Below are 20,235 nucleotides of genomic sequence, written 5' to 3'. Positions count from 1 at the left end.
AGTTCTGCCTTAACGTTTTAACGTAATGACATAAAAGTGAAATCATAGATGAATGTTGTTCATGAATTTGTAGGAGAAGAAGGGAGAAACACAAGATGTTCGCGAAAGATATTGGGATTGACCTTGGTACGGCTAATGTATTGATTCATGTTAAAGGAAAAGGGATTGTCTTGAATGAGCCATCGGTAGTGGCGCTGGATAAAAACACTGGCAAGGTATTGGCTGTAGGTGAGGAAGCACGCCGCATGGTGGGACGTACGCCTGGAAATATCGTGGCGACTCGCCCGTTAAAAGACGGAGTCATCGCCGACTTTGATGTAACAGAAGCAATGTTGAAGCATTTCATTAATAAATTGAATGTAAAGGGTTTCCTTTCGAAACCACGCATCCTGATCTGCTGCCCTACAAATATCACGAGCGTTGAGCAAAAGGCAATCAGGGAAGCGGCTGAAAAGAGCGGCGGGAAGAAAATTTACTTGGAAGAAGAGCCTAAAGTAGCGGCGATCGGTGCCGGTATGGACATCTTCAATCCAACGGGTAATATGGTCGTGGATATCGGTGGAGGAACAACGGATGTAGCGGTTCTTTCCATGGGTGACATCGTAACGAGTCAATCCATCAAAATGGCCGGGGATAAATTTGACCACGAAATTCTGAATTATATTAAAAAAGAGTACAAGCTTCTGATCGGTGAACGTACGGCTGAAGACATCAAGGTGAACATCGGTACGGTGTTCTCTGAGACACTCGATGAGGACAGAAGAGAAATGAGCATTCGCGGACGCGATATGGTATCAGGTCTTCCTCGTACCATCACAGTGACATCCAAGGAAATCGAAGGGGCTCTTCGTGAATCTGTAGCTGTCATTGTACAGGCTGCGAAAAATGTCCTTGAGAAGACTCCACCTGAGCTTTCAGCGGATATCATTGATCGCGGAGTTATTTTAACAGGAGGCGGTGCCCTTCTACACGGAATGGATACCCTTCTTGCCGAAGAACTGAAAGTACCGGTATTGATCGCGGAGAACCCGATGGATTGCGTCGCGGTCGGAACGGGATTGATGCTTGAGAATATTGATAAAATTTCCAGAAGAAGAATCGGGTAAAACCACTGCGCCATTGATCCGATATAACGGTTAAGAGGTGAAAAGAGATGTTTAGAGGATTTTATACAGTAGCATCCGGTATGCTTTCGCAGCAGCGGAAGACCGAAATGCTGACGAACAATATGTCTAATGCCAATACACCGGGATATAAAGCGGATCAGGCTTCGATGCGTGCATTTCCGGAAATGCTGATGGACCGGATGGATTCCACTTCGATCCCCACTGAAAAAACGCTGTCCCTTCCTTTTAACCAAAGGATCGGGAAACTGAATACGGGTGTTTATATGCAGGAAACGATTCCTTCCTTTGTTCAGGGTGACCTGCAGGAAACGGGACGTGGCTTGGATGTGGCGTTATTGGATGCTTCCATGCCAATCGATGAAGAAACAGGTATCCGTGGTTCGGTGTTCCTGACGGTAGAAGGAGCTGACGGCAGCCCCCGATATACGCGTAACGGGAATCTGACGGTGAACGGAAACGGATTCCTTACGACGAACAGCGGACGATATATCCTGGATGAAAACGGAGATAGAATCCAGCTCGACAGTGATCAGTTCACGGTTGGGGAAAAAGGACAAATCCTTGTGGGTGGCAACCCAGTGGCAACATTGGGAGTGGGATACTCAGATAATCCAAACCAGCTGATTAAGCAGGGAGACGGTCTGTTTGCAAGAGTTGACAAAGCTGCTCTTCCTGACGCCTATGAAGAAGACAATGTCTCTTTCTCCACAAAACAGGGTTTTCTGGAGCGGTCCAATGTCGATGCTTCCCGTACGATGACAGATATGATGTCAGCGTACAGGGCATTTGAAGCCAATCAGAAAGTGCTTCAGGCATATGACCGCAGCATGGAAAAGGCGGCCAACGAAATCGGACGGGTCAACGGATAGCAAGTATTGTAAATGAATTTCGCCACTGAATACCTTATAATAGGGGAGAAGTGTCATGAATCGAACGATGATTACAGCAACCAACACATTAGGGCAGTTGCAGAAACAAATGGATATGATTGGTCATAATCTATCGAACGCAGATACAAACGGGTACAAGCGCCGGGATGCAACATTCTCCGAGATGCTTGTACAGCAGGTGAAAAACCAGGGTGTAGACAAGTTTGAAGCAGGCAGGCTCACCCCTCTTGGAGTCCGGGAAGGGAACGGGGCCAAGCTTTCACAGTCTCAGCTGATATTGAATCAGGGGACATTGAAAGCAACCGGACGTACTTTAGACTTTGCCCTGACCAGTGATCGACAGTTCTTCAAAGTGCTGGCACAAGACGGAAACTCAAGCTCTGTACGCTATACGAGGGACGGAGCATTTTATGTCAGTCCAACCGGCAATGGGGAAGCGATGCTCGTGAATAGTAGCGGCTTGCCGATCCTGGATGAGAATGATAACTTTATTACGTTCTCTGAAGATGCTGCAGCTTTTGAGCTTGGCAATAATGGGGTTCTCAATGTGAGGGATTCCCGTGGGGGAGTAGAGCGATTCAATATGGGCGTCGTAACCGTTGAAAAAGCTCAATTCCTTCAGCAGTTTGGTGGGAATCTGTTAGGTCTTGCAGACAACCTGGATGAACTGGGCGTGACGGAAGAAGAAGTCCTCACAAATGTTACAGGTGGAGCACGATCGGATATTTCAATGGTCCAGAGTTCCCTTGAGGGTTCAAACGTTGATATCAGTAAGGAAATGACGGACATGCTGAATGTCCAACGATCATATCAATTTCAGGCGCGCTCGATCTCCCTTGCAGATCAGATGATGGGCCTTGTAAATGGGATACGCTAAAAGGAGTTAAATGCTATGAGTGAAAAAGAGCTACTGCAAGAAAAAGCGACAAGAGAAACAGTAAAAGCAGAAAAAAAGGCAAAGCAAAAGGACGAAACCAAGCCTGTCCGCTGGGTACGTGTGCGTATGCTTCCCATTTGGCTTAGGATCCTTCTGTTCATCCTTCTTCTTGCAGGAAGTCTCGCGCTGGGTGCCGTCATTGGCTTCGCAGGTATAGGCGACGGCAAAGCAGCCGACGTCTTCAAAGCAGAAACCTGGCAGCACATCATTGACATTGTGGTGAAAAGATAATTTTATTACGTTCTTAGAGGGACGGACCTCGAATAATTCAGCTTTTTTCGCAAAGAATCCTGATATAACAGGGTTCCGTTGTGAGAGGAGCTCGATTTTCGAGGTCCGTCCCTCTTTCAGGTCGCCGATTTTTAAGGAGGGACGGACCTCAAATTCACGAGACTAATCTGGTCAAGAACCCTGATATATAAGGATTCAACACAGCAATTCGAACCGATTTTTGAGGTCCGTCCCTCCAAAGCAAGGTTCAAGGATTCTTGCTATTCTTAGCCGGGTTTCTGTACAATAAGGTGTACATACATATTGGTAGGAGGAATTATGCATGCTTGATATTAATGAGATTAAAGAGATTATTCCCCATCGTTATCCGTTTTTGCTTGTGGATCGCATCCTTGAGGTTGAGGAAGGCAAGAAGGCCATCGGGATTAAGAATGTGACGACGAATGAGGAGTTCTTCAATGGTCACTTCCCTGATTATCCTGTAATGCCCGGCGTGTTGATCGTAGAGGCGCTGGCTCAGGTTGGTGCGGTAGCGATGCTGAAGGTCGAAGGGAACCGTGGTCGTCTGGCATTCTTCACAGGTATCGACAAATGCCGTTTCAAGCGTCAGGTTAAGCCTGGTGATCAGCTGCGTCTGGAAGTGGAGATGATCCGCTTTAAAGGACCGATTGGAAAAGGGAAAGGTGTAGCTACCGTAGACGGTGAAGTAGCTTGCGAATTAGAAATGATGTTTGCCCTTGGAGATAAGCAGGAATAGTTTTTTATATGAAACCGGATTTAGTGTGATATCCACACTGGATCCGGTTTTTTGTATGCTCTTTAATCGAACAGTCCCTGTTTTTAACATCCCAAATAATTTCCCCACTGTGCAAGTATATTCATTTTCAGGGAAAGCTAACAAAAGGCCAACGTAACGGTCTTACATCAAAGAACTGACAGAAAGGAGTCATATATCATGAGCAAAAGGTTATTATCGATCCTTGGTGGGTCAGCACTTGCTGCTTTCCTGCTTGTAGGGTGTAACGTCAAACAAGAGCCACCACCGGAAGACGAGGCGCCAGTCGAAGAGAATGAAAACATGGATGAAAATGGCGATATGAACGACAACGGGGATATGAATGATGAGCACTACCCTGAGTCAGAGGATAAAAACGTCCAAGGCGATAAGGATGCAGCGAAGGATAAGAACACGCCTGAAGAAGACGTTATAGAAGATGATATTGATATGAAGGATAAGGATAATAAGGACGAGTAATAGGAAAAAGCAGAGGCGACATTGTGTTGTCTCTGCTTTTTTTCCTGTTATTTGCAGAGCTTTACGTATTACTGTAAAATATAATAGTATAATATATTTTGGATGCATTACCATATTTTTCACTGTTTCACTATCTACATATCATGAAATGGTTGTGTTATAGTAAAAATAATATTGTGTATAGGATACTGATTAGGGGGTACTTTACTTACATGCTTAAAAACTTATCATCGGGTACAAAAATAAGTATTACCCGTTCAATTAAAACCTCATTTGAACAATACATGGCTTCAATTCAGTGGCAGGAAAATAAATTTGATATCCAGGACTTCATCTCTGCTTGGCGCACATACATAAATGAACATGCTTCCTGGTACAAGAACCTCAGTAATGAGACTAAAAATGATGAAGAATTTCATCAAGAATTAGCACTGAAGATCAATGAAACCATGGAGAAAATCCTATCGGAAGAACCAACGTCTCAACAAATTGAAACGCTTGAAAACTTACAGAAGCAATCTGGTACGGACTATGATTATTCTTGTAAGCTGGAAGCGAAATATTTGATTGAATTATTAGAAGAAGATAAATAACGAATTACTTAATAAACCTCGTTTCCTTTATGGGAGAGGTTTTTTTCGTTTGAAGAATCGATCAGGTCGAATAAATAATAGAAAATATTGTAATTTCATAGAGGGTTTCTCTTACTTAATATAGAATATACTTATGTACGGTCGTTCTTTAATGAGAACGATTTTGGTTGTTATATAAAATACCATAAGACATGTCTATTAGATTGTTTCAATCATAAATATAAAAGTAAGAGGTGATCATGTGTATAAAAAAATCTGTAATCGCTGTACAAGACCATCCTATAGCAGTGCAGAAACAGGTGAATGGCTATGTCCTGCCTGTAAGATGGATTTATCCGATCTACCGTTTTACCACCCTACTCATTATCAAAACATCAATGAAAAAGTTGTGCCTCTCAAGAAAAAGCTAGAAAAGTATAAGAATATTTCTATATAGTTTTTTCGACATAGTTCCCTGCAACTACTCTAATGAATGAACTTTGTGTATAGTGATTGTCGGAAAATAGTTTAAAATGTAAGAAATTAGTGTAAAGTAAATTAACAGAATAGACAAAAAACAACACGATGTCAAAGTGTTTATTAGTATAATGAGAGTAGTTCGAATGGAAGAGTCAGACAAAGGCAAACTCATTGAAAAATGGGGACGCAAAGTCACAGATCTAAAGTTGAAAAATAGGCATGGCTTCATGATGAACGAAATGAATGGATGAGGGGAATGTGTTTATTTGAAGACTATGATGGCTGGACTGCCTGAAATACGTAAAGGTATTTTGGGAGGGGAAAATGATGACAAATCGTGAACTGGATCTAGAATGGATGGAACTAATTAAACAAGCACTTGACGCCGGGATTTCAAAAGAAAAAATCAGGGAATTTCTTCACAGCCAGTCCCCGGGAAAGAATACCGAGTACAAAGTGATTTAATATAAATAAAGTCTTGCGAACCTTCTCGCAAGACTTTATTTATTTTCTAATTTCCACTTATTAAATTCAATGAATTCCCGAAATTGCTCTTTGGAAATCCCTGAATCCATAGCTTCTTCAGCAATCTTTAGCCACTCATGATCAATATTTTGATCTTCCGGCTGATCATACAGAAGTGCATCTATTGGAATTCTTAAAGCAGCCGACACTTTCTCCAGAAACTGAATGGAAGGGTTTTGTTGAAGGTTACGCTCTATAGAACTCAAATATGACTTAGCGACACCTGCTTTTTCAGAGAGCTCGGTCATCGACATTCTCTTTTCTAATCTGTATCTCTTAACTCTTTCTCCAATCACTGGGGACACCTACCTTGGACTTCCTGAGAGAAGTCACAATATTAATTCCAATTATATCATAAAATTCTTTGTGGACATTACCTAATCTCGTACTATTAAACGCTAGGCTTTGCCGTAGCAGGAATCCTCGGCTTCGACACCATCTTCTCGCGGAACTGACGAATCAATTCTTCACCGGTATACCCTTTCTGAACTAAGTCATCAAGTAATATTTCTGCATATTCATTCCGCTGTTTCTTTAACTTTCCTTCAAACATGATGCTAATATGATCATCCATCTCCTTGATGCAGCGGATGGACATCATGAAAGCTGCCGGATCATTGGCTTTATGAGAAATCACGACCTGAATCTCCAAATCTTCCTTACTTTGCTGGGCACCTTGAAAGAACTCGATGTATTCATTCGATAAATACGTTTCGACAAGCCACGTTTTCTGTCCGTCCTCTTTATTGATAATCAGACCGTCCACAAGCTCAAAGTCACGTAGTTCATCATTTTCCACCACTTGCAGTGAAATCACTTTAAAGGTTTTCATGAACGAACATCTCCTATTTAAAGGTTTTACCAAATTATATCATAGGGCGAAATGTTTCCCTAATACATTTCCCTATGAAAAAAAGGGTGAAACTTGTAATTTTATGTATTTATCCCTGTTTTTGATCAAAAATCATGAAATCTCCCTAGGGGAATTTTCGAAATTCAAGCCCTTTTTGCTTCGAATTTCGGAAATTCACTATTTTACAAGATTTGCCTTCTGGTTGTAAGATGAAAACACCTTAACAGAAAGGAGGAGCCGGATTGATCAACCAAGTGACCCTGGTGGGGAGGCTGACGAAAGATCCCGAAGCAAGAAAAACGATGGAAGGAAGATCTGTACTTAGTGTAACCATTGCCGTAAACCGCCCATATAAAAATCAGCAAGGTCAGGTCGATACGGACTTTGTGCTCTGCACGATTTGGAACCGCGCGGCCGATAACACGGAAAAATACTGCAGGAAAGGATCCGTTATTGGTGTGACAGGAAGGATCCAAACCCGTTATTTTGAAAATGATCAGGGAAAGCGAATCTATGTAACGGAAGTCGTCGCTGAAAACGTGCGCTTTCTGGACAGTAAGCCATCTTCTGACACCACCGCAGAACCAAGTAAGAAAGAGCCGATCGAGTTACCGTTCTAATCTGTATATAAGGGAGATGAAGTCGTGACCACACTGCAAGACCTGGAACAAAGAATCGATAGACTGGAAAAATTAGCGGAGGACCTTATTAAAAAAGTAGCTCGAGTCAATGTCGAAAATTTCTACTTATCCCAACGCGTGACCGCTCTTGAACAAGGGTACGAATATCCAATGAAAACCTCATCTTAAGCCTCAACTTAGAATTCTTTCCATACGCGTCAACCAACCTATAAGTACTGTCTCAAATTCCAATGGTCACCGCAAGATTCCCCTGTTTTGCCTCATTAGACATAAACATGCGTAGCAAGTAAGCAAGTGATGTATTCCCCTTATCGTCTTCATATTGAGCCGGTTTCCTTTTGGGGAGGCTGGTGTTTTTTTGTATCATGGGGGGGTGTTCGTTCACAATTTGGCACAAAAATTTTAAAAAGTGGCACAATTAACAATAAAAGTGGCCCGATAAAGCCCAGAAGTGGCCCAATAATGATGAAAATTGGCCCAATAAAACAGAAATTACAAATATAATTGTAGAAACAAACCGACTAACAACCCCTTACCAGCAAAAAAACCCCTTTCCCACAAAAGGAAAGAGGCAAAAATCTACTCCAACACCAACAACGATTCCAAATCCTGATCCGACAATTCCGTCACCCACTGATCGCTGCGGATGATTTCGTCGTTCAATGCCTGCTTCTTCATCAGCATGGCATCTATTTTTTCTTCAAGAGTGCCCGATGACACCAGCTTATGAACATGCACGAACCGTTTCTGACCGATCCGGTAAGCACGGTCGGTGGCCTGGTTTTCAACAGCAGGGTTCCACCAGCGGTCGTAGTGAACGACGTGGTTGGCAGCCGTCAGGTTCAGTCCGGTACCGCCGGCTTTCAATGACAACAGGAAGACAGGGAATTCGCCGTTCTGGAACTTCTCTACGAGCTCATCCCGTTTACCTTTCGCCATGCTTCCGTTTAAAAACGGCACCTTTACATCAAACTCTTCCTTCATCACGTCTTGGATCATTTCACCCATCGAAATATACTGAGTGAAGATCAGACATGCTTCTCCTGATTCCAACGCGGTTTCCACGATATCCTTCAGCTTCTGCATTTTTTCAGAACGGGACAGGATCGACTTTGGATCCGGTTCTTTCAGATAGAGAGCAGGATGATTGCACAGCTGCTTCAACTGATTCAGCATTTGCAGGATCAGACCTTTGCGCTCGAATCCACTCAAGGTTTCAATTTTAGCAAGAGTGTCCTTTACCAGCTGTTCATACAGTGCCGCCTGCTCAGCCGTCAGATGACAATACTCCTTCTGCTCTAGCTTTTCAGGAAGATTCAATTCCACCTCAGGGTCTTTCTTCGTTCGGCGCAATAAGAATGGCTTGATCTTAGCCTGAAGCTCTTTGACTTTTGCTTCGTCCTCGTCTTTTTCGATGGGAGCGATGTAATTTTTCTGGTACTGTGTGAATCCGCCAAGATAGCCGTGGTTCAGGAAATCAAAGATGGACCACAGTTCCGAAAGTCGGTTCTCCATCGGGGTCCCGGTCAAAGCAATATGATGCTTCCCTTTCAGCTTGCGGATCGCGCGTGATTGTTTCGTATTAGCATTTTTGATGTTCTGTGCCTCGTCAAGGGAAATCGAACTCCATTCGACAAGTGACAGCTCTTCATAATCAATATGGGACAACCCGTAAGAAGTGAGGACCACATCGACATCTTTGATGGCAGCAGTGAAATCCTTACCCTTCGCACGTGTCGGTCCATAGTGAAGATGAACCTTCAAATCGGGTGCAAACTTCTCCATCTCCCGCTGCCAGTTGCCAAGCACAGAGGTAGGGGCGATGATCAAGGAAGGTGTCTCCGGCTTCTCGTTTTCTTTCACATACTGCAGGTACGTGATCAGCTGTACCGTTTTTCCAAGTCCCATATCATCGGCGAGACAGGCACCAAATCCAAATTTTCGTAAAAAGAGCATCCAGCTCATCCCGAGCTGCTGATAAGGACGTAGCTCACCGTCAAAATCAGCAGGCGTTTCCGTCAGCGGGATTGATGACACATTCGTCAACTGATGGATCATTTTTTTCATTGAACGATTGAGTTCGAGCTGAATGCGGGCATATTTGTAAGGATCATGCTCGTCGTCATCGGGATCCAGGTCTGATTTATCCGCATCACGCGGGACAAGCTCCTGCTCGAGCATATCCTGGATCGAGATCCCTTCCTGCTTTGCTTTCGTCATCATCTGTTGAATGCGTCGGATCATGGCAGGATCTAGTTTCATCCATTGGCCACGGATTTTCACTAATCGACGCTGATCGTCTACCAGTTGATTAAAATCGTCTTCCGATAAGTTCACGCCATTCATGGACAAGCGCCAGTCGAAGTCGAGCATGGCATTCAATCCGACGAAAGAAGGACGGTAGCTGGTGTCGGTATTCTTTAGCTTCGCTTTCACCAGCACTTGAGCATCCTTCATCGCTTCCCACCATGATGGCAGGAGAATTTCGATATCCAGGTCGATGAGTTTTTCGCTCAGCACGGATAAGAAATCCCATGCGTCGTGCTCACCAAGTGCCGTCCGGAGGGAGCCGTCCGTGTCGCGAAGGATCGGCATCATTTTCATCCAGCGTTCCTGTTCTTCCGATACTTCGGTGAGGTATTTTTTCCAGGAAGGAGGGACGGTATCCTCATTCAGGGAAATGATGCGGCTCGTTTTCTTCCGGTCTCTTAATACCGTTTCAAGTTCCCAGGACTCATCTTCATCAAGGGGCTCAGTAATACGGAGTCCGATGGAGAACGGCAGCTCTTCATCACCACCCGAGATCCATTCACTCCAACGTCTCTCATCAAAGTAGGCATCCAGCTCCTCAGACGTCAGCGTACTCTCCTTCAGCTTCTGAATCCGCTTCATCGCACTCGATCCGCCCGACGCCATCGCTTCATTCAATGCACCCTGAAACCAATTTTCCGTTAAGTTTTTGAGGGACGGACCTCCACCAGGCAGCTCTTCTTCCCAGAATTCGTCGTTGAAATTCGACCAGACTTCATCGGGGATGTGGAACTGCAGTCCTTTTTCCTGCCATTCCTCAAATCGAGGGAGCCAGCGGCCGTCTTCTACCGCTTCATAAATGACCGGGGCGATTGCAATGCACGCCTGCCCGGTCTCATCCCAGTCCCACTGGATCATGCTGCTGAAATGTTCGCCTGAAAGTAAGGTGAGGAACTGCCATTGGGTGACGGGAATTCCTCCCTTGGATTCGTCGAGCAACGTGCCGTAGTAGCTTTCTTCATGCCAAAGGAACAACTGGCCCTTCCATTCTTTCGGGGGCAGCAGCTCACCTTCATCGTTTTCAGCAGTGATGAAGAAACGGTCTTCATATTCAGTTGTATGGACATTGATTTTGACGGAAGACAGTTTAAGCATCGATTAACTTACCCTTTCTGCACTCTTCTTGGAACGCGCGTAATCGCTTGTATTTATGGAGGATATAGGTGAGATACACGTCCCACTTATCGGTTTTCTTCGTTTTTTTATAAATCGTCCGGATTTTTTTCATATACCGGACAGCCTGCTTGTAGCTGTCGCGGTTCTTCTGGTCGATTGATTCTATGACGCCGGTGAAGTAGATCGGAAGGGCAAGCTCCGGGGCTTCCTTCGTCACGTCGCGAAGGCCCATGCCTTCCATCTCACCGATGCTGTAGCTCATGTATTTCTGCAGCTCGACCCACTCACGATAGGCCTTCGCACTGATCAAATACTCATTGTATGAAAAGAAGCTGTACGGCAGCATGGAAAGCAGAAGCTCATTCACAAGGGAACTGTCCTTTTCCATCAGCCAATCCATCGGCAAAATCCGCACAAACCAGCGGACAAATCGAGTCGCTTCATAATAATCCAGGCTTTCAAGATGATCGGGCATCCTCGAAAGGATATTCCGAACCAGGAAGAGTCCGACTTCGTAACGCTTTCCGACGAAAAATTTACGAAGCCAGAATTCACTGAATGAGACCAGTTCCGTCCCAAGCTCATCCACGACTTCGCTCGCTTTATTCAGATCCTCAAGGAGCAAGTATTGATGAAGGAGAGCGACATTGTAGAAGGTAGTGTCTTCACTGTCCTGCTCTTCGAGTCGCGTCACTTCTTCGCGGCGCCACGACTTCTGTTTGAACAAGTAGTACCACAGGAAGCGGTACACTTCCGCCTTCATCATCGTACTGTTCTCCGTGGAATCACTCATATCGATCGTCTGCTTTTTCAAAAAGGCAATATACGGATCAAAGCTGAACGGCATGGCGTGGATTGACAGCTTCTCCACGGCGTCTTCCATTTCACCTAACAGGAAATCATACATGCTGTACTGCTCCCGGCTCAATTCAACATTTCTATTTTTCAAATAAAGGTCGATGTGAATCGATAGGAAAAGTGTCGCGAAAAGCTGGTAAAGGGGCTTCCATTCCCGTTCGAACGGCGCATCCTTCATAAACCGCTTCGTAATATTTTGCACGAGGACATCCATTAAATAGGGCTGTCTTTCAAGTAACTCCAAGTCTTCCTTTTTTAGAAGGGAGTCAAAGAACTGCCACCATTCCTCCGGCGTGTTGCCCCGTGTTTTCCGTTCGTTCAATAGATCGCTTGCTTTCTTCAGGGTGCCGTGCTTTTTCATTAAATCATCCAGTGACTGGGCTTCCTGAGTGGCAGGCTGTGACTGGCTCCGCCAATTCTGGATCCACTCACTCACACGCCCAACCTTGTTATAAAGCATAAAAAAGGTCGCCATTTGATGCCGGCACCATTTATCCTGCGGACATGAGCACTTACTTAACAAGGGAAATGACAAGTTCAGCTCAAGGGTCACAGGCGTCACATCCTGCACCTCGGCCGATACTTCTTCATCCCGGACCTTCACGTTCGAAACCAGATTCTGACGGAACAAGAGAAGGCCCTTCGACACAACATTCTTGCTCTCATCCTGATTCGGGTCCAGCTCACCCTGTATCGACTGACTCATGGGAAGTAATTTATCCTTCAACTCCTGAATACGAATCGACATCAACCAACCTCTCCAATCTATAAAATCGCATTCTTTTATTATAACGTAAAAGGAGGGGGAAAAGGAACATGGGGTGGGGGGAGTGGTGGAAAGGGAGGTGGGAAGTTTGTCGGATTGTGTGGGACGCTGCTCGGCAGGTCGTCGGGTAGGGGGAGTTGATAATATATTTGGAAAGTCGATAATAAAAGGACTGAAGTCGATAATATATCCCGCTAGTCGATAATAAAATTGAAGATTGTTTTAAAGATCCCGCGAAAGGTGGCCTATCATCAGTCGTTAGAAGGAAATTTGAAAATAAAACCCCGTTTTTTGAAAATAAATCACCAGAATTGAAAACAAACTGCCCCAAATTGAAAATAAACATGATAATTCCCCTTCAAAACCTACCCAACCCCCACCTTACTTCTCTACATGAACATAAAACGTCTCCCCATCATACACATTCACACTCTTCAAGCCCACTTTTTCATCATTTCTCCAATAAAAGTTCTTATTTTCGGGAAAACGCAGCACTTCATCTTCCTTCTTCGCCACCATAACAGGGTTTTTAGAGGTCCGTCCCGCAATCTCAACAAAAAATCCCTTATCTCGATAAAACTTCACTCCGTTCACATACCAATCTGCAAACTGTCCCGTCTTCAAGGAAAATCCCATATACTCGGAAATCACCCTTGGAATGTCAGTGTTTTCAATCAGTCCACTTGGCCGACCCTGTCCATAGGCATACAAAAAAACGTCCTCCCCGGTGTGTCCGTTCGTGGTAAAACCGAGATTCGCCCGTTTTGACATCAACTTGACCATTTCATTCTCAAGGTCATCCATACTCTTAGCATCTTTCATCGTACGATATTCTCCACTACTCAGATTCCCCAGCCCATAGCTTGAAAGAACCTCTTTGAAATTCGAATGATCCTTTTTTAACTGAGAAGTCGCACCCTTAACAGTAAGCTTGGCTTTCTTCAAAGGCTCAATAAACTTCTCGGAAGGAAGGCTTTTATAATTATCATTTGTTCCGTGATTCCCAAGAGTCAAACCACTATTTCCGTGATCCGTGACGGCAACAACCATGGTGTTCCCATCTTTCTTGGCAAATTCAAGTGCTTCTCCCACTGCATCGTCAAAGCTCAGGACTTCGCTGACCATCCCGACTGGGTCGTTCTTGTGTGCGGCCCAATCGACTTTGCTTCCTTCTACCATGAGGAAGAATCCTTCTCTGCCATGAGAGAGTCTACCAATGGCCGCATGGGTCATCTCCGCCAGAGATGGTTCATTAGGTTTTAGCGCTTTCCGGTCCAGTTCATAGGCGATGTCTTCAGGTGCAAACACTCCCCACAGTTTAGAAGACTTCCCTTTTCTCAGAAGTCCTTCCCTGTTCAGGATCAAATCATAGCCGGATGCTCCGATTTCCGTCACCAGATTTTCGCCGTCTTCACGGCTGACCTGTTTTGTTTTTAGCATGCCGTCGTCGTCTTTTGTGTGGACTTTAACCTGAGGCTTGAGCCACGCAGCACCTCCACCTAGTACAACATCCAGCCCCTGGTACACCTGCTGCTCCCCAATATCGCCGAATTCATCCCTGCTCAAGGTGTGGGAAGTGAAGGCGGCTGGGGTGGCGTGCTGGACCGGGGAGGTGGAGACGATGCCGGTTTTGTAACCCGAAAGCTTTGCCCCTTCAAGGACGGTCAATACGGGGTGTCCATCTGGATTCATACTTATATAATCAGCTTTCGTCTTCACACCCGTCGCCATGGCCGACCCGGCTGCAGCAGAATCGGTGATGGCGGATTGGTCGGAGTATGTCCGAACGCCGCCTACCAGAATCTCATCGAGTTGGAGGTCCGTCCCTCGATACCAGCGGGAGAGGGTGAGGATGTCGGAGTTGGTGCCATCCATGATGAGAAGGATGACGTTTTTGTGGGATGGGGGTGCAGCTTTCAGGTTTGAAGCTGGGAGGGAGGTGGAGAGTAGGGCTAGGAGGATGGTAAGGTGTTTGAGTGTTTTCATAAATGGATGGGCTCCTTTACGTTTAGTTGCCCATAGTATTTGTTTGTTGAGGGGGAGTATGTATGTTTTATAGAGAATTGCTGACAAGCAAAAAAGGACCAGCTCCCCAAAAAGAGCCGGTCCCATTATGATTTATTTCCGTTCCAAAATCCCCATCAACAAATTTTCCAAAATCGTTGATCGATCGAACTTCTTCAAGTCTCTCAGTTTCACTTTATCCCAATCAAGAGCCGTGATGAACGCGGCACCTTTTTGTAACGCAGGGATATGATCCGGATAGACGATATAGTATTCTCCAGCCTTTACTCCGGACTTAATCTGCTGCTGTCCGTCGATTGCTAGCCCAGTTTCCACTTTGCGCTTTTCTACATTGCCTTTAGTAGTTAAAATCCACATATATTTTGATTTACCGTCTTTTTCAACAGCCGTCACCGGAACGACAAACGCGCCGTTCACCTCTTCTGTGATGATGGATAAGAAGACATGGTGTCCTGGAAGCAGCTCGTTCTTTGTATCCTGGAGTTTGATTTCTACAGGGTACAGGCTGTCTGTTTGGATGTGCGGATCGTTTTTAGGCAGGGTGGCCACTTTGGTTACGGTCCCTTTTTGTGTCTTTTTCTCGATATCCGATTGGACGGTGGCGTTCATGTTTTCATCCACTGTGACGATTTCTTTTTCCGTCAGGTCCGTTGTGACGATGGTGGACTGCGACGCAATCGTAATCAGTGGATTCTCGACGGCGTGTGAGAGGTCCTTGATGGTTCCTTCGACGCTACTCTGGACGGTCAAGGTTGTTTCATATGACTCGATATCCTTGATCTGGCGTTCCAGATTATCAATTTGACTCTCGAGTCGATCGATTTCCAGTTCCTTGGCGGCAATTTCTTTTTTTAGATCATATTCCGATAGGAGGGCACTGGCGTCGATGGCAATTTCTTTGTCGTCAGTCGAGTCTGAAGGAAGGGAAGACTCCAATCCTTTTAAGTCTGAAATATTGTCTTCGATGCTGTCAATTTCGTCTTCCAGCTGATCAGCTTCTGATTCGAGGACGCTTTTTTGCTGGGTTTGATCGGTAACTTCATATTCATAGAGGGGAGTTCCTGATTTGACCTGATCCCCTTCTTTGACAAGAAATTTTTTGAAAGAACCGAATTCGTCATTAAAGTAAAGGTAGTTTTCTTCTTCTGATGCGACCACACCGGCTTTCGGCAGTTCTTTTGCCAGATCCCCTTTATGGACGGATTCCCACTCGGCGACACGGACTTCCCGGTCGACCTTGCTGTCTGCCTTTTCAATCAAATATGTATTGGCACCTATAAAAAGGAGCGACACAGTGAGGGTGGTATAGAAAATGGTTCGTTTATGCATGTTTGTTCACAGCCTTTAAATAGTTAGATTAATGTAGAAAAATCAAGGTATGCCAGAAATGCAGTGACACTCCAGAATAGTAGATTCGTGAGCAGGATAACGAGCCAGATAAGCCAGTTTTTTTGTTCGGTGAGTCTCTTGATTCCTTTGTATTGGATATAGAAAACCCATATTTTAAACAAGGAGAAGCAGCCCAGGAAATAGATGACCCACGGTTTACCTGTTATGTATTGGGCGATGACTCCGAGTGATAGAGGTGACGAGAACCAATCAAGTGAAAGGAAAAGGGATAAAGGAACATAGGTCAGTCTTTCTATCAGTAAGATGAGTAAGACCAAGCTCTGGATGATGACGAGCTTTCGGTATTCCCCTTCGTCTGAAATCGTCCAGAAAATAAGGGCTGGTACGAATAAGATGACAGCCGCATATACTATACCTGAAAGGATTCTTCCTAATAGAAACAGGAACTTCTCCATCTCGAAAGATAAGGGTGAGAGAGTGTTGAGTTCCTTTGATAGAGGATCCATTCCAATTCCGAATGACGAAACAAGTCCAAAGACGAGGGCGGATAATAGGAAAACAAGGATAACTTTTTGTTTATATCCTCTTAAAACTTCCGTTTCTTTCAATTGATAAAAGAAGTAGGATGGTTGTCTCAATCCCCGGATGAGTTTAACTTCTTTTTGCATAAATGGTTGCCTCCAACTAGTTTAGATTCCTTCTCTTATTCTATCGAAAAACCCCGAAACTTTCCATAAATTGTAGAATGAAAGTGTGTGAAAATAAAAAAGCGTCCAATTGACGCTTTTTAGATGTTGTACGTTAAGAACGTAGTTCCTGCAATTAATGCTATAGTAAATACGAATAATCCTATATACATCCACATTTTTCGGGCTTTTTTCTTTTCTACTATTTCTTCGGGTGTCAAAAACGACAAAATAATCCCTCCTTGGTTTGGTAGCTGGCTGGCATGTAATAGCCCCTATAGCTTTGCGTCATCACCTTTCGATGATTTTGCCACTTTTCAAGACCATACCACTATTATATCGACACCTAAGAGTGGGAATTGAATAGGCATAAAGTACTTTTTTGAGACAATTCTTAAAAAATTTTATCTTCCAACTAGTGGATGTTTCTGGTAATATAGCATAAAATTGATGTTTGAAAACAAGTCTAATAGTGTAATAAAGTGATATAAAATGTTTTTATGTGTAGGAGGTTGTCTTTTTGAAAGGAAATGTGAACAATGATCAGCATATTCTGAACGTGATTCAGAAAGCGTTCGACAAAGGTCAACAAGGAAACATGGACACCAACACAATGATCCACTGGCTAAAACAAGAAATTAAATCAGGATATAAAATAGATACAAACCAAAAAGCGCTCTAGACCCAAAACCCGGGCATCTAGGCGCTTTTTTATTTGACTCAAAGGGAGTCATTCAGAGGGACGGACCTCGATTTCAAGACTGAAAAAGGACCAAAACCCCGTTATAACAAGGTTTTGGTCCCTAAATGCGAGGTCCGTCCCTCCTACCAGTCCTTCACCGTCTGATAGAGATGATTAACCTGGGAGATGAACTTTTCTCTGCGCTTTTCAGTGAAGTAGGAGAGGGATGATAAAGTTCGCCTGAGTTTTGGGTGCTCCTGAAGGGTCTTCATGATTTCTCTTGTCTCGTCGTCTTCGAAGTGTTCTCTTAGGATCATAGGGTCGTGACTTTGTCCGTGACCACGGCTCTCCTCGCCGTACATGATCCGGTTCATCTCATGGGTGGGGATTTTATAGACTTCTTTAAAGGTAAGGAGCATCTTGTAGGGGATGTCCCTTGTGCCATTTTCATAGTTTGATAACGTGCTCTGGTTAATATTTAAACGAAGGGCGGCTTCTCTCTGTGTAAGTTCCAATACGTCATTGCGATAATGCTGTAACTCTACATGTAAATCCATCGTTTTCACCGACTATCCCTTTTTTCTTCAAGATAAAGGTTTTATGTACAGGGATTAGGAAATTACACGATTTGAAATACTTATTTTGATTACAAATATAAATAAAATGGAAAAAGTATACAATGGCAAAGTGAAACGTATTAAAATGTAAATATATTTGTAATTTTGTCGATTTGGGGGTAAAGGTGGAGATAGAATGGGGGAGCGAGAAAAGGGGAGAGTCGGACTTCTGACCATAAGGGGAGCAGAGAAACAGGTCACATGGGTTCATTTGAAATCAAATTCAAACCTTGTACTCAGCACACAACAAAATGGAAAACAGCTATTAATCTACTATAAAAAGAACCATTACTAGAAATCGTGAGGGACGGACCTCTACCCGGTTCATTTTTTCAAAGCAATCAATGAATTTAAAGGTCCGTCCCTCAACAAAAAAAGAGGATTTTAGGAAGTTATGTCGAATAGGTTAGTGTACGATTTTAATTGAAAGAGAAGGAGTGATGTTATGGTGCGAATGCCTCGGAATTGGAGTCCGGGTGCCACTTACCATGTGACGGCGAGAGGGAACAGGAAGCAGGACCTGTTTCATGATCAAGAAGACCGTAGGAAGTATTTAATGTATTTGCAAGAGACGAAAGATAAGTATCCATTTACCATCCACGCCTACTGCTTAATGCCCAACCACATTCATCTGCTGATCGAAACCCACGATGTCCCACTGGAGAATATCATACGAACCTTCCATACGCGCTATGCCGTTTATTTCAACAAGAAATATGAATATGTCGGCCATGTTTTCCAAGGACGATATGGCTCCACCAAGATCGATACCCCATCGTACTTTATTAAAGCCAGCAGGTATATTCATCAAAATCCCGTTGAAGGGAAACTCACCATCCACCCCGAGTCTTACCCATGGAGCAGTTATCCTTTCTATATTCACTCCATCGATCATCCACTTCTTTCAAAGGAACGTACTCTCAATTATTTTCCGGCACCTCAAGTCAAACGGTACAAGAATTATGTAGAAAAAGAAGTCCAAGATGATCCAATCGACAAAAATACAATTAAAAAGTGAAAAATATATAATATTTTTGGAAAATTTTAGAGGATTATCTATAACTGTGTCGAAAATTTAAATGTGTAGGACAAAATAACTATTTTTAAGGGAGGAACAAATGAATAAAGAATATATATTGGTATTTGAAGATTTTCACGTTTCCAAAAGGAGCATAAAGAAATCAAAAAAGCATTTAGTTGTCTTTCAAGGACAGCATTATCACAGTAAATTAGTCGTCGTGAACCAGCCACCTGGGTTTTCCCATGCGCTTGAGAGCATCATGTATTCGGACAAGATTCTTGAAACAGTCGGTTTCACCACGCTATTCGCCGTACCCATCGACCGACAACACTCCATCCCGTTTAAGTTTGTCCGCATTGGAGACACCGCCCCGAAGGACTGCAAGGTTGTACTTGAAAAGCGGAATGGTGTTGAGAAACTGAATATCCTGCCTCTCTATCCTGTGGACGGCCCACTTTCAAGTGAAGACATACAGGACATTCTCTCCTACCTGAGCCTGAAGTCCGAAGACGGCACCGTCACCTACCTCATGAACAGCCCCAAGGTATACAAAGGTAAAGGCAAAAAACAAGAAGAGTAAAGGAGGAATCAGGCGAACCTAATCTGAATAGGTACGTCTTTTTTTGAGGGACGGACCTTCACAGTGTGTTCTATACCTCCGTCGCTCTTATTACACCTCAAAAACCCTTTACCACGCTACCAAACTACCTCTCTAAGTTTCTAAAATCACCACTTTTTTCGTTGACCTCTTTCGATTCAGACCATACAATAATAGTAGTTATTAGTATTTTTAGAATTTTCACTGAAGGTGCGAATGCCACTTGGATAAGACAGATCATACTCGTATCGGAAAGAACGCCATGCTTCTTCTCCTACTGGACAGGGAGGAAGAGGAATGGAATCGTCATTTCAATGAACTGAATTGGAGTTACTGCACCGGAAAGATCGGATCCATGGACAGCCAGAAGATCGTGGCCGCGATTGAAACGGCAGCGAAGAGGAGTGACCTGGTCCGGGAAGATCTGTACCGGGAGATGCATGCCTTGTATCATGCGATAATGGAAGCTTTAACGGGGGTCACCCGTGGTCAAACGCAATTGGGAGAGATCCTGCGGACAGTAGGATTGCGCTTTTCCGTTGTCAGGGGCACTCCATATGAGAGTGAAGAAGAAGGCGAATGGATCGCAGTAGCGTTATACGGAACGATCGGTGCACCCATTAAGGGATTGGAGCACGAGACGATCGGACTTGGAATCAATCATATTTAAAAACTTTAGAGCCTAGAGATATTAG

The 20,235-nt window shown here is 44.1% G+C and carries 24 protein-coding genes and 2 riboswitches; of the genes, 15 read left to right on the top strand and 9 right to left on the bottom strand.

Annotation, left to right across the window (positions count from 1 at the left end):
* Positions 1-95: 95 nt before the first annotated feature.
* The 8 genes from mreB to ACIGG7_RS17895 all read left to right on the top strand — a co-directional run bounded on the left by mreB (position 96) and on the right by ACIGG7_RS17895 (position 5,957).
* Positions 96-1,106 (top strand): rod shape-determining protein, encoded by a 1,011-nt coding sequence (gene mreB / locus ACIGG7_RS17930; RefSeq protein WP_034765201.1) that lies wholly within the window; start codon positions 96-98, stop codon positions 1,104-1,106.
* Between the two features lie 47 nt (positions 1,107-1,153).
* Positions 1,154-1,996, top strand: coding sequence for a flagellar hook-basal body protein (locus ACIGG7_RS17925; protein ID WP_397550533.1), 843 nt, complete (start codon positions 1,154-1,156; stop codon positions 1,994-1,996).
* Between the two features lie 55 nt (positions 1,997-2,051).
* Positions 2,052-2,894 carry a flagellar hook-basal body protein gene (locus ACIGG7_RS17920; RefSeq protein WP_397550532.1) on the top strand — a complete coding sequence of 281 codons (843 nt, stop codon included), beginning with the start codon at positions 2,052-2,054 and terminating at the stop codon, positions 2,892-2,894.
* Between the two features lie 15 nt (positions 2,895-2,909).
* On the top strand, positions 2,910-3,185 hold the full coding sequence (locus ACIGG7_RS17915) for a DNA-directed RNA polymerase subunit beta (RefSeq protein WP_397550531.1): 276 nt from the start codon (positions 2,910-2,912) through the stop codon (positions 3,183-3,185).
* A gap of 322 nt (positions 3,186-3,507) precedes the next feature.
* Entirely contained in the window at positions 3,508-3,942 is a 435-nt protein-coding gene (gene fabZ / locus ACIGG7_RS17910; protein ID WP_397550530.1) for a 3-hydroxyacyl-ACP dehydratase FabZ, read from the top strand.
* 198 nt (positions 3,943-4,140) lie between these two features.
* Positions 4,141-4,440, top strand: a complete 300-nt coding sequence (locus tag ACIGG7_RS17905) for a hypothetical protein (protein WP_397550529.1) — start codon at positions 4,141-4,143, stop codon at positions 4,438-4,440.
* A 212-nt stretch (positions 4,441-4,652) separates the two neighbouring features.
* The gene (locus tag ACIGG7_RS17900) at positions 4,653-5,033 is read left to right on the top strand and encodes a hypothetical protein (RefSeq protein ID WP_397550528.1); all 381 of its coding nucleotides are present in this window, start codon (positions 4,653-4,655) and stop codon (positions 5,031-5,033) included.
* Between the two features lie 610 nt (positions 5,034-5,643).
* A riboswitch (cyclic di-GMP riboswitch) is annotated at positions 5,644-5,787 on the top strand.
* A 29-nt stretch (positions 5,788-5,816) separates the two neighbouring features.
* Entirely contained in the window at positions 5,817-5,957 is a 141-nt protein-coding gene (locus ACIGG7_RS17895) for an anti-repressor SinI family protein (RefSeq protein WP_397550527.1), read from the top strand.
* 35 nt (positions 5,958-5,992) lie between these two features.
* Here ACIGG7_RS17895 and ACIGG7_RS17890 read toward each other — a convergent pair whose 3' ends face one another.
* Positions 5,993-6,313 carry a helix-turn-helix domain-containing protein gene (locus ACIGG7_RS17890; RefSeq protein ID WP_397550526.1) on the bottom strand — a complete coding sequence of 107 codons (321 nt, stop codon included), beginning with the start codon at positions 6,311-6,313 and terminating at the stop codon, positions 5,993-5,995.
* 95 nt (positions 6,314-6,408) lie between these two features.
* On the bottom strand, positions 6,409-6,849 hold the full coding sequence (locus ACIGG7_RS17885) for a YwpF-like family protein (RefSeq protein WP_397550525.1): 441 nt from the start codon (positions 6,847-6,849) through the stop codon (positions 6,409-6,411).
* A 263-nt stretch (positions 6,850-7,112) separates the two neighbouring features.
* Here ACIGG7_RS17885 and ACIGG7_RS17880 point away from each other — a divergent pair, with 263 nt between their 5' ends.
* Together ACIGG7_RS17880 and ACIGG7_RS17875 are read left to right on the top strand one after the other, a co-directional pair.
* On the top strand, positions 7,113-7,490 hold the full coding sequence (locus ACIGG7_RS17880; RefSeq protein ID WP_397550524.1) for a single-stranded DNA-binding protein: 378 nt from the start codon (positions 7,113-7,115) through the stop codon (positions 7,488-7,490).
* A 24-nt stretch (positions 7,491-7,514) separates the two neighbouring features.
* On the top strand, positions 7,515-7,679 hold the full coding sequence (locus ACIGG7_RS17875) for a hypothetical protein (protein WP_397550523.1): 165 nt from the start codon (positions 7,515-7,517) through the stop codon (positions 7,677-7,679).
* Between the two features lie 411 nt (positions 7,680-8,090).
* On the opposite strand, the gene ACIGG7_RS17870 is transcribed toward ACIGG7_RS17875, so the two are convergent.
* The 6 genes from ACIGG7_RS17870 to ACIGG7_RS17845 all read right to left on the bottom strand — a co-directional run bounded on the left by ACIGG7_RS17870 (position 8,091) and on the right by ACIGG7_RS17845 (position 16,852).
* Positions 8,091-10,916, bottom strand: coding sequence for a DEAD/DEAH box helicase (locus tag ACIGG7_RS17870; RefSeq protein WP_397550522.1), 2,826 nt, complete (start codon positions 10,914-10,916; stop codon positions 8,091-8,093).
* Positions 10,909-12,543 (bottom strand): SWIM zinc finger family protein, encoded by a 1,635-nt coding sequence (locus ACIGG7_RS17865; protein WP_397550521.1) that lies wholly within the window; start codon positions 12,541-12,543, stop codon positions 10,909-10,911. Before ACIGG7_RS17865 ends, ACIGG7_RS17870 begins: the two co-directional genes overlap by 8 nt.
* 399 nt (positions 12,544-12,942) lie before the next feature.
* Positions 12,943-14,547 (bottom strand): alkaline phosphatase, encoded by a 1,605-nt coding sequence (locus ACIGG7_RS17860; protein WP_397550520.1) that lies wholly within the window; start codon positions 14,545-14,547, stop codon positions 12,943-12,945.
* Positions 14,548-14,679: 132 nt separating this feature from the next.
* Positions 14,680-15,915, bottom strand: coding sequence for an efflux RND transporter periplasmic adaptor subunit (locus ACIGG7_RS17855; RefSeq protein WP_397550519.1), 1,236 nt, complete (start codon positions 15,913-15,915; stop codon positions 14,680-14,682).
* Positions 15,916-15,938: 23 nt separating this feature from the next.
* The gene (locus ACIGG7_RS17850; RefSeq protein WP_397550518.1) at positions 15,939-16,604 is read right to left on the bottom strand and encodes a hypothetical protein; all 666 of its coding nucleotides are present in this window, start codon (positions 16,602-16,604) and stop codon (positions 15,939-15,941) included.
* Positions 16,605-16,723: 119 nt separating this feature from the next.
* The gene (locus tag ACIGG7_RS17845; protein WP_257141124.1) at positions 16,724-16,852 is read right to left on the bottom strand and encodes a hypothetical protein; all 129 of its coding nucleotides are present in this window, start codon (positions 16,850-16,852) and stop codon (positions 16,724-16,726) included.
* Positions 16,853-16,868: 16 nt separating this feature from the next.
* Positions 16,869-16,944, bottom strand: a riboswitch (cyclic di-GMP riboswitch).
* Positions 16,945-17,142: 198 nt separating this feature from the next.
* On the opposite strand from ACIGG7_RS17845, the gene ACIGG7_RS17840 reads away from it, so the two are divergent.
* The gene (locus ACIGG7_RS17840; protein ID WP_397550517.1) at positions 17,143-17,304 is read left to right on the top strand and encodes a YwzD family small protein; all 162 of its coding nucleotides are present in this window, start codon (positions 17,143-17,145) and stop codon (positions 17,302-17,304) included.
* Between the two features lie 143 nt (positions 17,305-17,447).
* On the opposite strand, the gene ACIGG7_RS17835 is transcribed toward ACIGG7_RS17840, so the two are convergent.
* Positions 17,448-17,861, bottom strand: coding sequence for a helix-turn-helix domain-containing protein (locus tag ACIGG7_RS17835; protein ID WP_397550667.1), 414 nt, complete (start codon positions 17,859-17,861; stop codon positions 17,448-17,450).
* Between the two features lie 196 nt (positions 17,862-18,057).
* On the opposite strand from ACIGG7_RS17835, the gene ACIGG7_RS17830 reads away from it, so the two are divergent.
* From ACIGG7_RS17830 to hutP, 4 genes are all read left to right on the top strand, one after another.
* Entirely contained in the window at positions 18,058-18,216 is a 159-nt protein-coding gene (locus ACIGG7_RS17830; protein ID WP_397550516.1) for a hypothetical protein, read from the top strand.
* Between the two features lie 150 nt (positions 18,217-18,366).
* Positions 18,367-18,939 (top strand): REP-associated tyrosine transposase, encoded by a 573-nt coding sequence (locus tag ACIGG7_RS17825; RefSeq protein WP_397550515.1) that lies wholly within the window; start codon positions 18,367-18,369, stop codon positions 18,937-18,939.
* A 100-nt stretch (positions 18,940-19,039) separates the two neighbouring features.
* Positions 19,040-19,522 carry a hypothetical protein gene (locus tag ACIGG7_RS17820; RefSeq protein WP_397550514.1) on the top strand — a complete coding sequence of 161 codons (483 nt, stop codon included), beginning with the start codon at positions 19,040-19,042 and terminating at the stop codon, positions 19,520-19,522.
* Positions 19,523-19,763: 241 nt separating this feature from the next.
* Positions 19,764-20,210, top strand: a complete 447-nt coding sequence (gene hutP / locus ACIGG7_RS17815) for a histidine utilization transcription antiterminator HutP (RefSeq protein ID WP_397550513.1) — start codon at positions 19,764-19,766, stop codon at positions 20,208-20,210.
* The last annotated feature ends 25 nt before the right edge of the window (positions 20,211-20,235 follow it).

Source organism: Rossellomorea sp. NPDC077527 (genome assembly GCF_044542955.1).
In the GTDB taxonomy this organism is placed as follows: Bacteria; Bacillota; Bacilli; order Bacillales; family Bacillaceae_B; genus Rossellomorea; species Rossellomorea aquimaris_E.
The sequence above is the reverse complement of the archived record's forward strand: the minus strand, read 5'-3'. Positions and strand labels throughout refer to the sequence as shown.

Bases quoted from the DNA above. Each gene is read 5' to 3' on its own strand.
- mreB (WP_034765201.1), top strand. From the start codon at position 96: ATGTTCGCGAAAGATATTGGGATTGACCTTGGTACGGCTAATGTATTG.
- ACIGG7_RS17925 (WP_397550533.1), top strand. From the start codon at position 1,154: ATGTTTAGAGGATTTTATACAGTAGCATCCGGTATGCTTTCGCAGCAG.
- ACIGG7_RS17920 (WP_397550532.1), top strand. From the start codon at position 2,052: ATGAATCGAACGATGATTACAGCAACCAACACATTAGGGCAGTTGCAG.
- ACIGG7_RS17915 (WP_397550531.1), top strand. From the start codon at position 2,910: ATGAGTGAAAAAGAGCTACTGCAAGAAAAAGCGACAAGAGAAACAGTA.
- fabZ (WP_397550530.1), top strand. From the start codon at position 3,508: ATGCTTGATATTAATGAGATTAAAGAGATTATTCCCCATCGTTATCCG.
- ACIGG7_RS17905 (WP_397550529.1), top strand. From the start codon at position 4,141: ATGAGCAAAAGGTTATTATCGATCCTTGGTGGGTCAGCACTTGCTGCT.
- ACIGG7_RS17900 (WP_397550528.1), top strand. From the start codon at position 4,653: ATGCTTAAAAACTTATCATCGGGTACAAAAATAAGTATTACCCGTTCA.
- ACIGG7_RS17895 (WP_397550527.1), top strand. From the start codon at position 5,817: ATGATGACAAATCGTGAACTGGATCTAGAATGGATGGAACTAATTAAA.
- ACIGG7_RS17885 (WP_397550525.1), bottom strand. From the start codon at position 6,849: ATGAAAACCTTTAAAGTGATTTCACTGCAAGTGGTGGAAAATGATGAA.
- ACIGG7_RS17870 (WP_397550522.1), bottom strand. From the start codon at position 10,916: ATGCTTAAACTGTCTTCCGTCAAAATCAATGTCCATACAACTGAATAT.
- ACIGG7_RS17865 (WP_397550521.1), bottom strand. From the start codon at position 12,543: ATGTCGATTCGTATTCAGGAGTTGAAGGATAAATTACTTCCCATGAGT.
- ACIGG7_RS17860 (WP_397550520.1), bottom strand. From the start codon at position 14,547: ATGAAAACACTCAAACACCTTACCATCCTCCTAGCCCTACTCTCCACC.
- ACIGG7_RS17855 (WP_397550519.1), bottom strand. From the start codon at position 15,915: ATGCATAAACGAACCATTTTCTATACCACCCTCACTGTGTCGCTCCTT.
- ACIGG7_RS17850 (WP_397550518.1), bottom strand. From the start codon at position 16,604: ATGCAAAAAGAAGTTAAACTCATCCGGGGATTGAGACAACCATCCTAC.
- ACIGG7_RS17835 (WP_397550667.1), bottom strand. From the start codon at position 17,861: ATGGATTTACATGTAGAGTTACAGCATTATCGCAATGACGTATTGGAA.
- ACIGG7_RS17830 (WP_397550516.1), top strand. From the start codon at position 18,058: ATGGGGGAGCGAGAAAAGGGGAGAGTCGGACTTCTGACCATAAGGGGA.
- ACIGG7_RS17825 (WP_397550515.1), top strand. From the start codon at position 18,367: ATGGTGCGAATGCCTCGGAATTGGAGTCCGGGTGCCACTTACCATGTG.
- ACIGG7_RS17820 (WP_397550514.1), top strand. From the start codon at position 19,040: ATGAATAAAGAATATATATTGGTATTTGAAGATTTTCACGTTTCCAAA.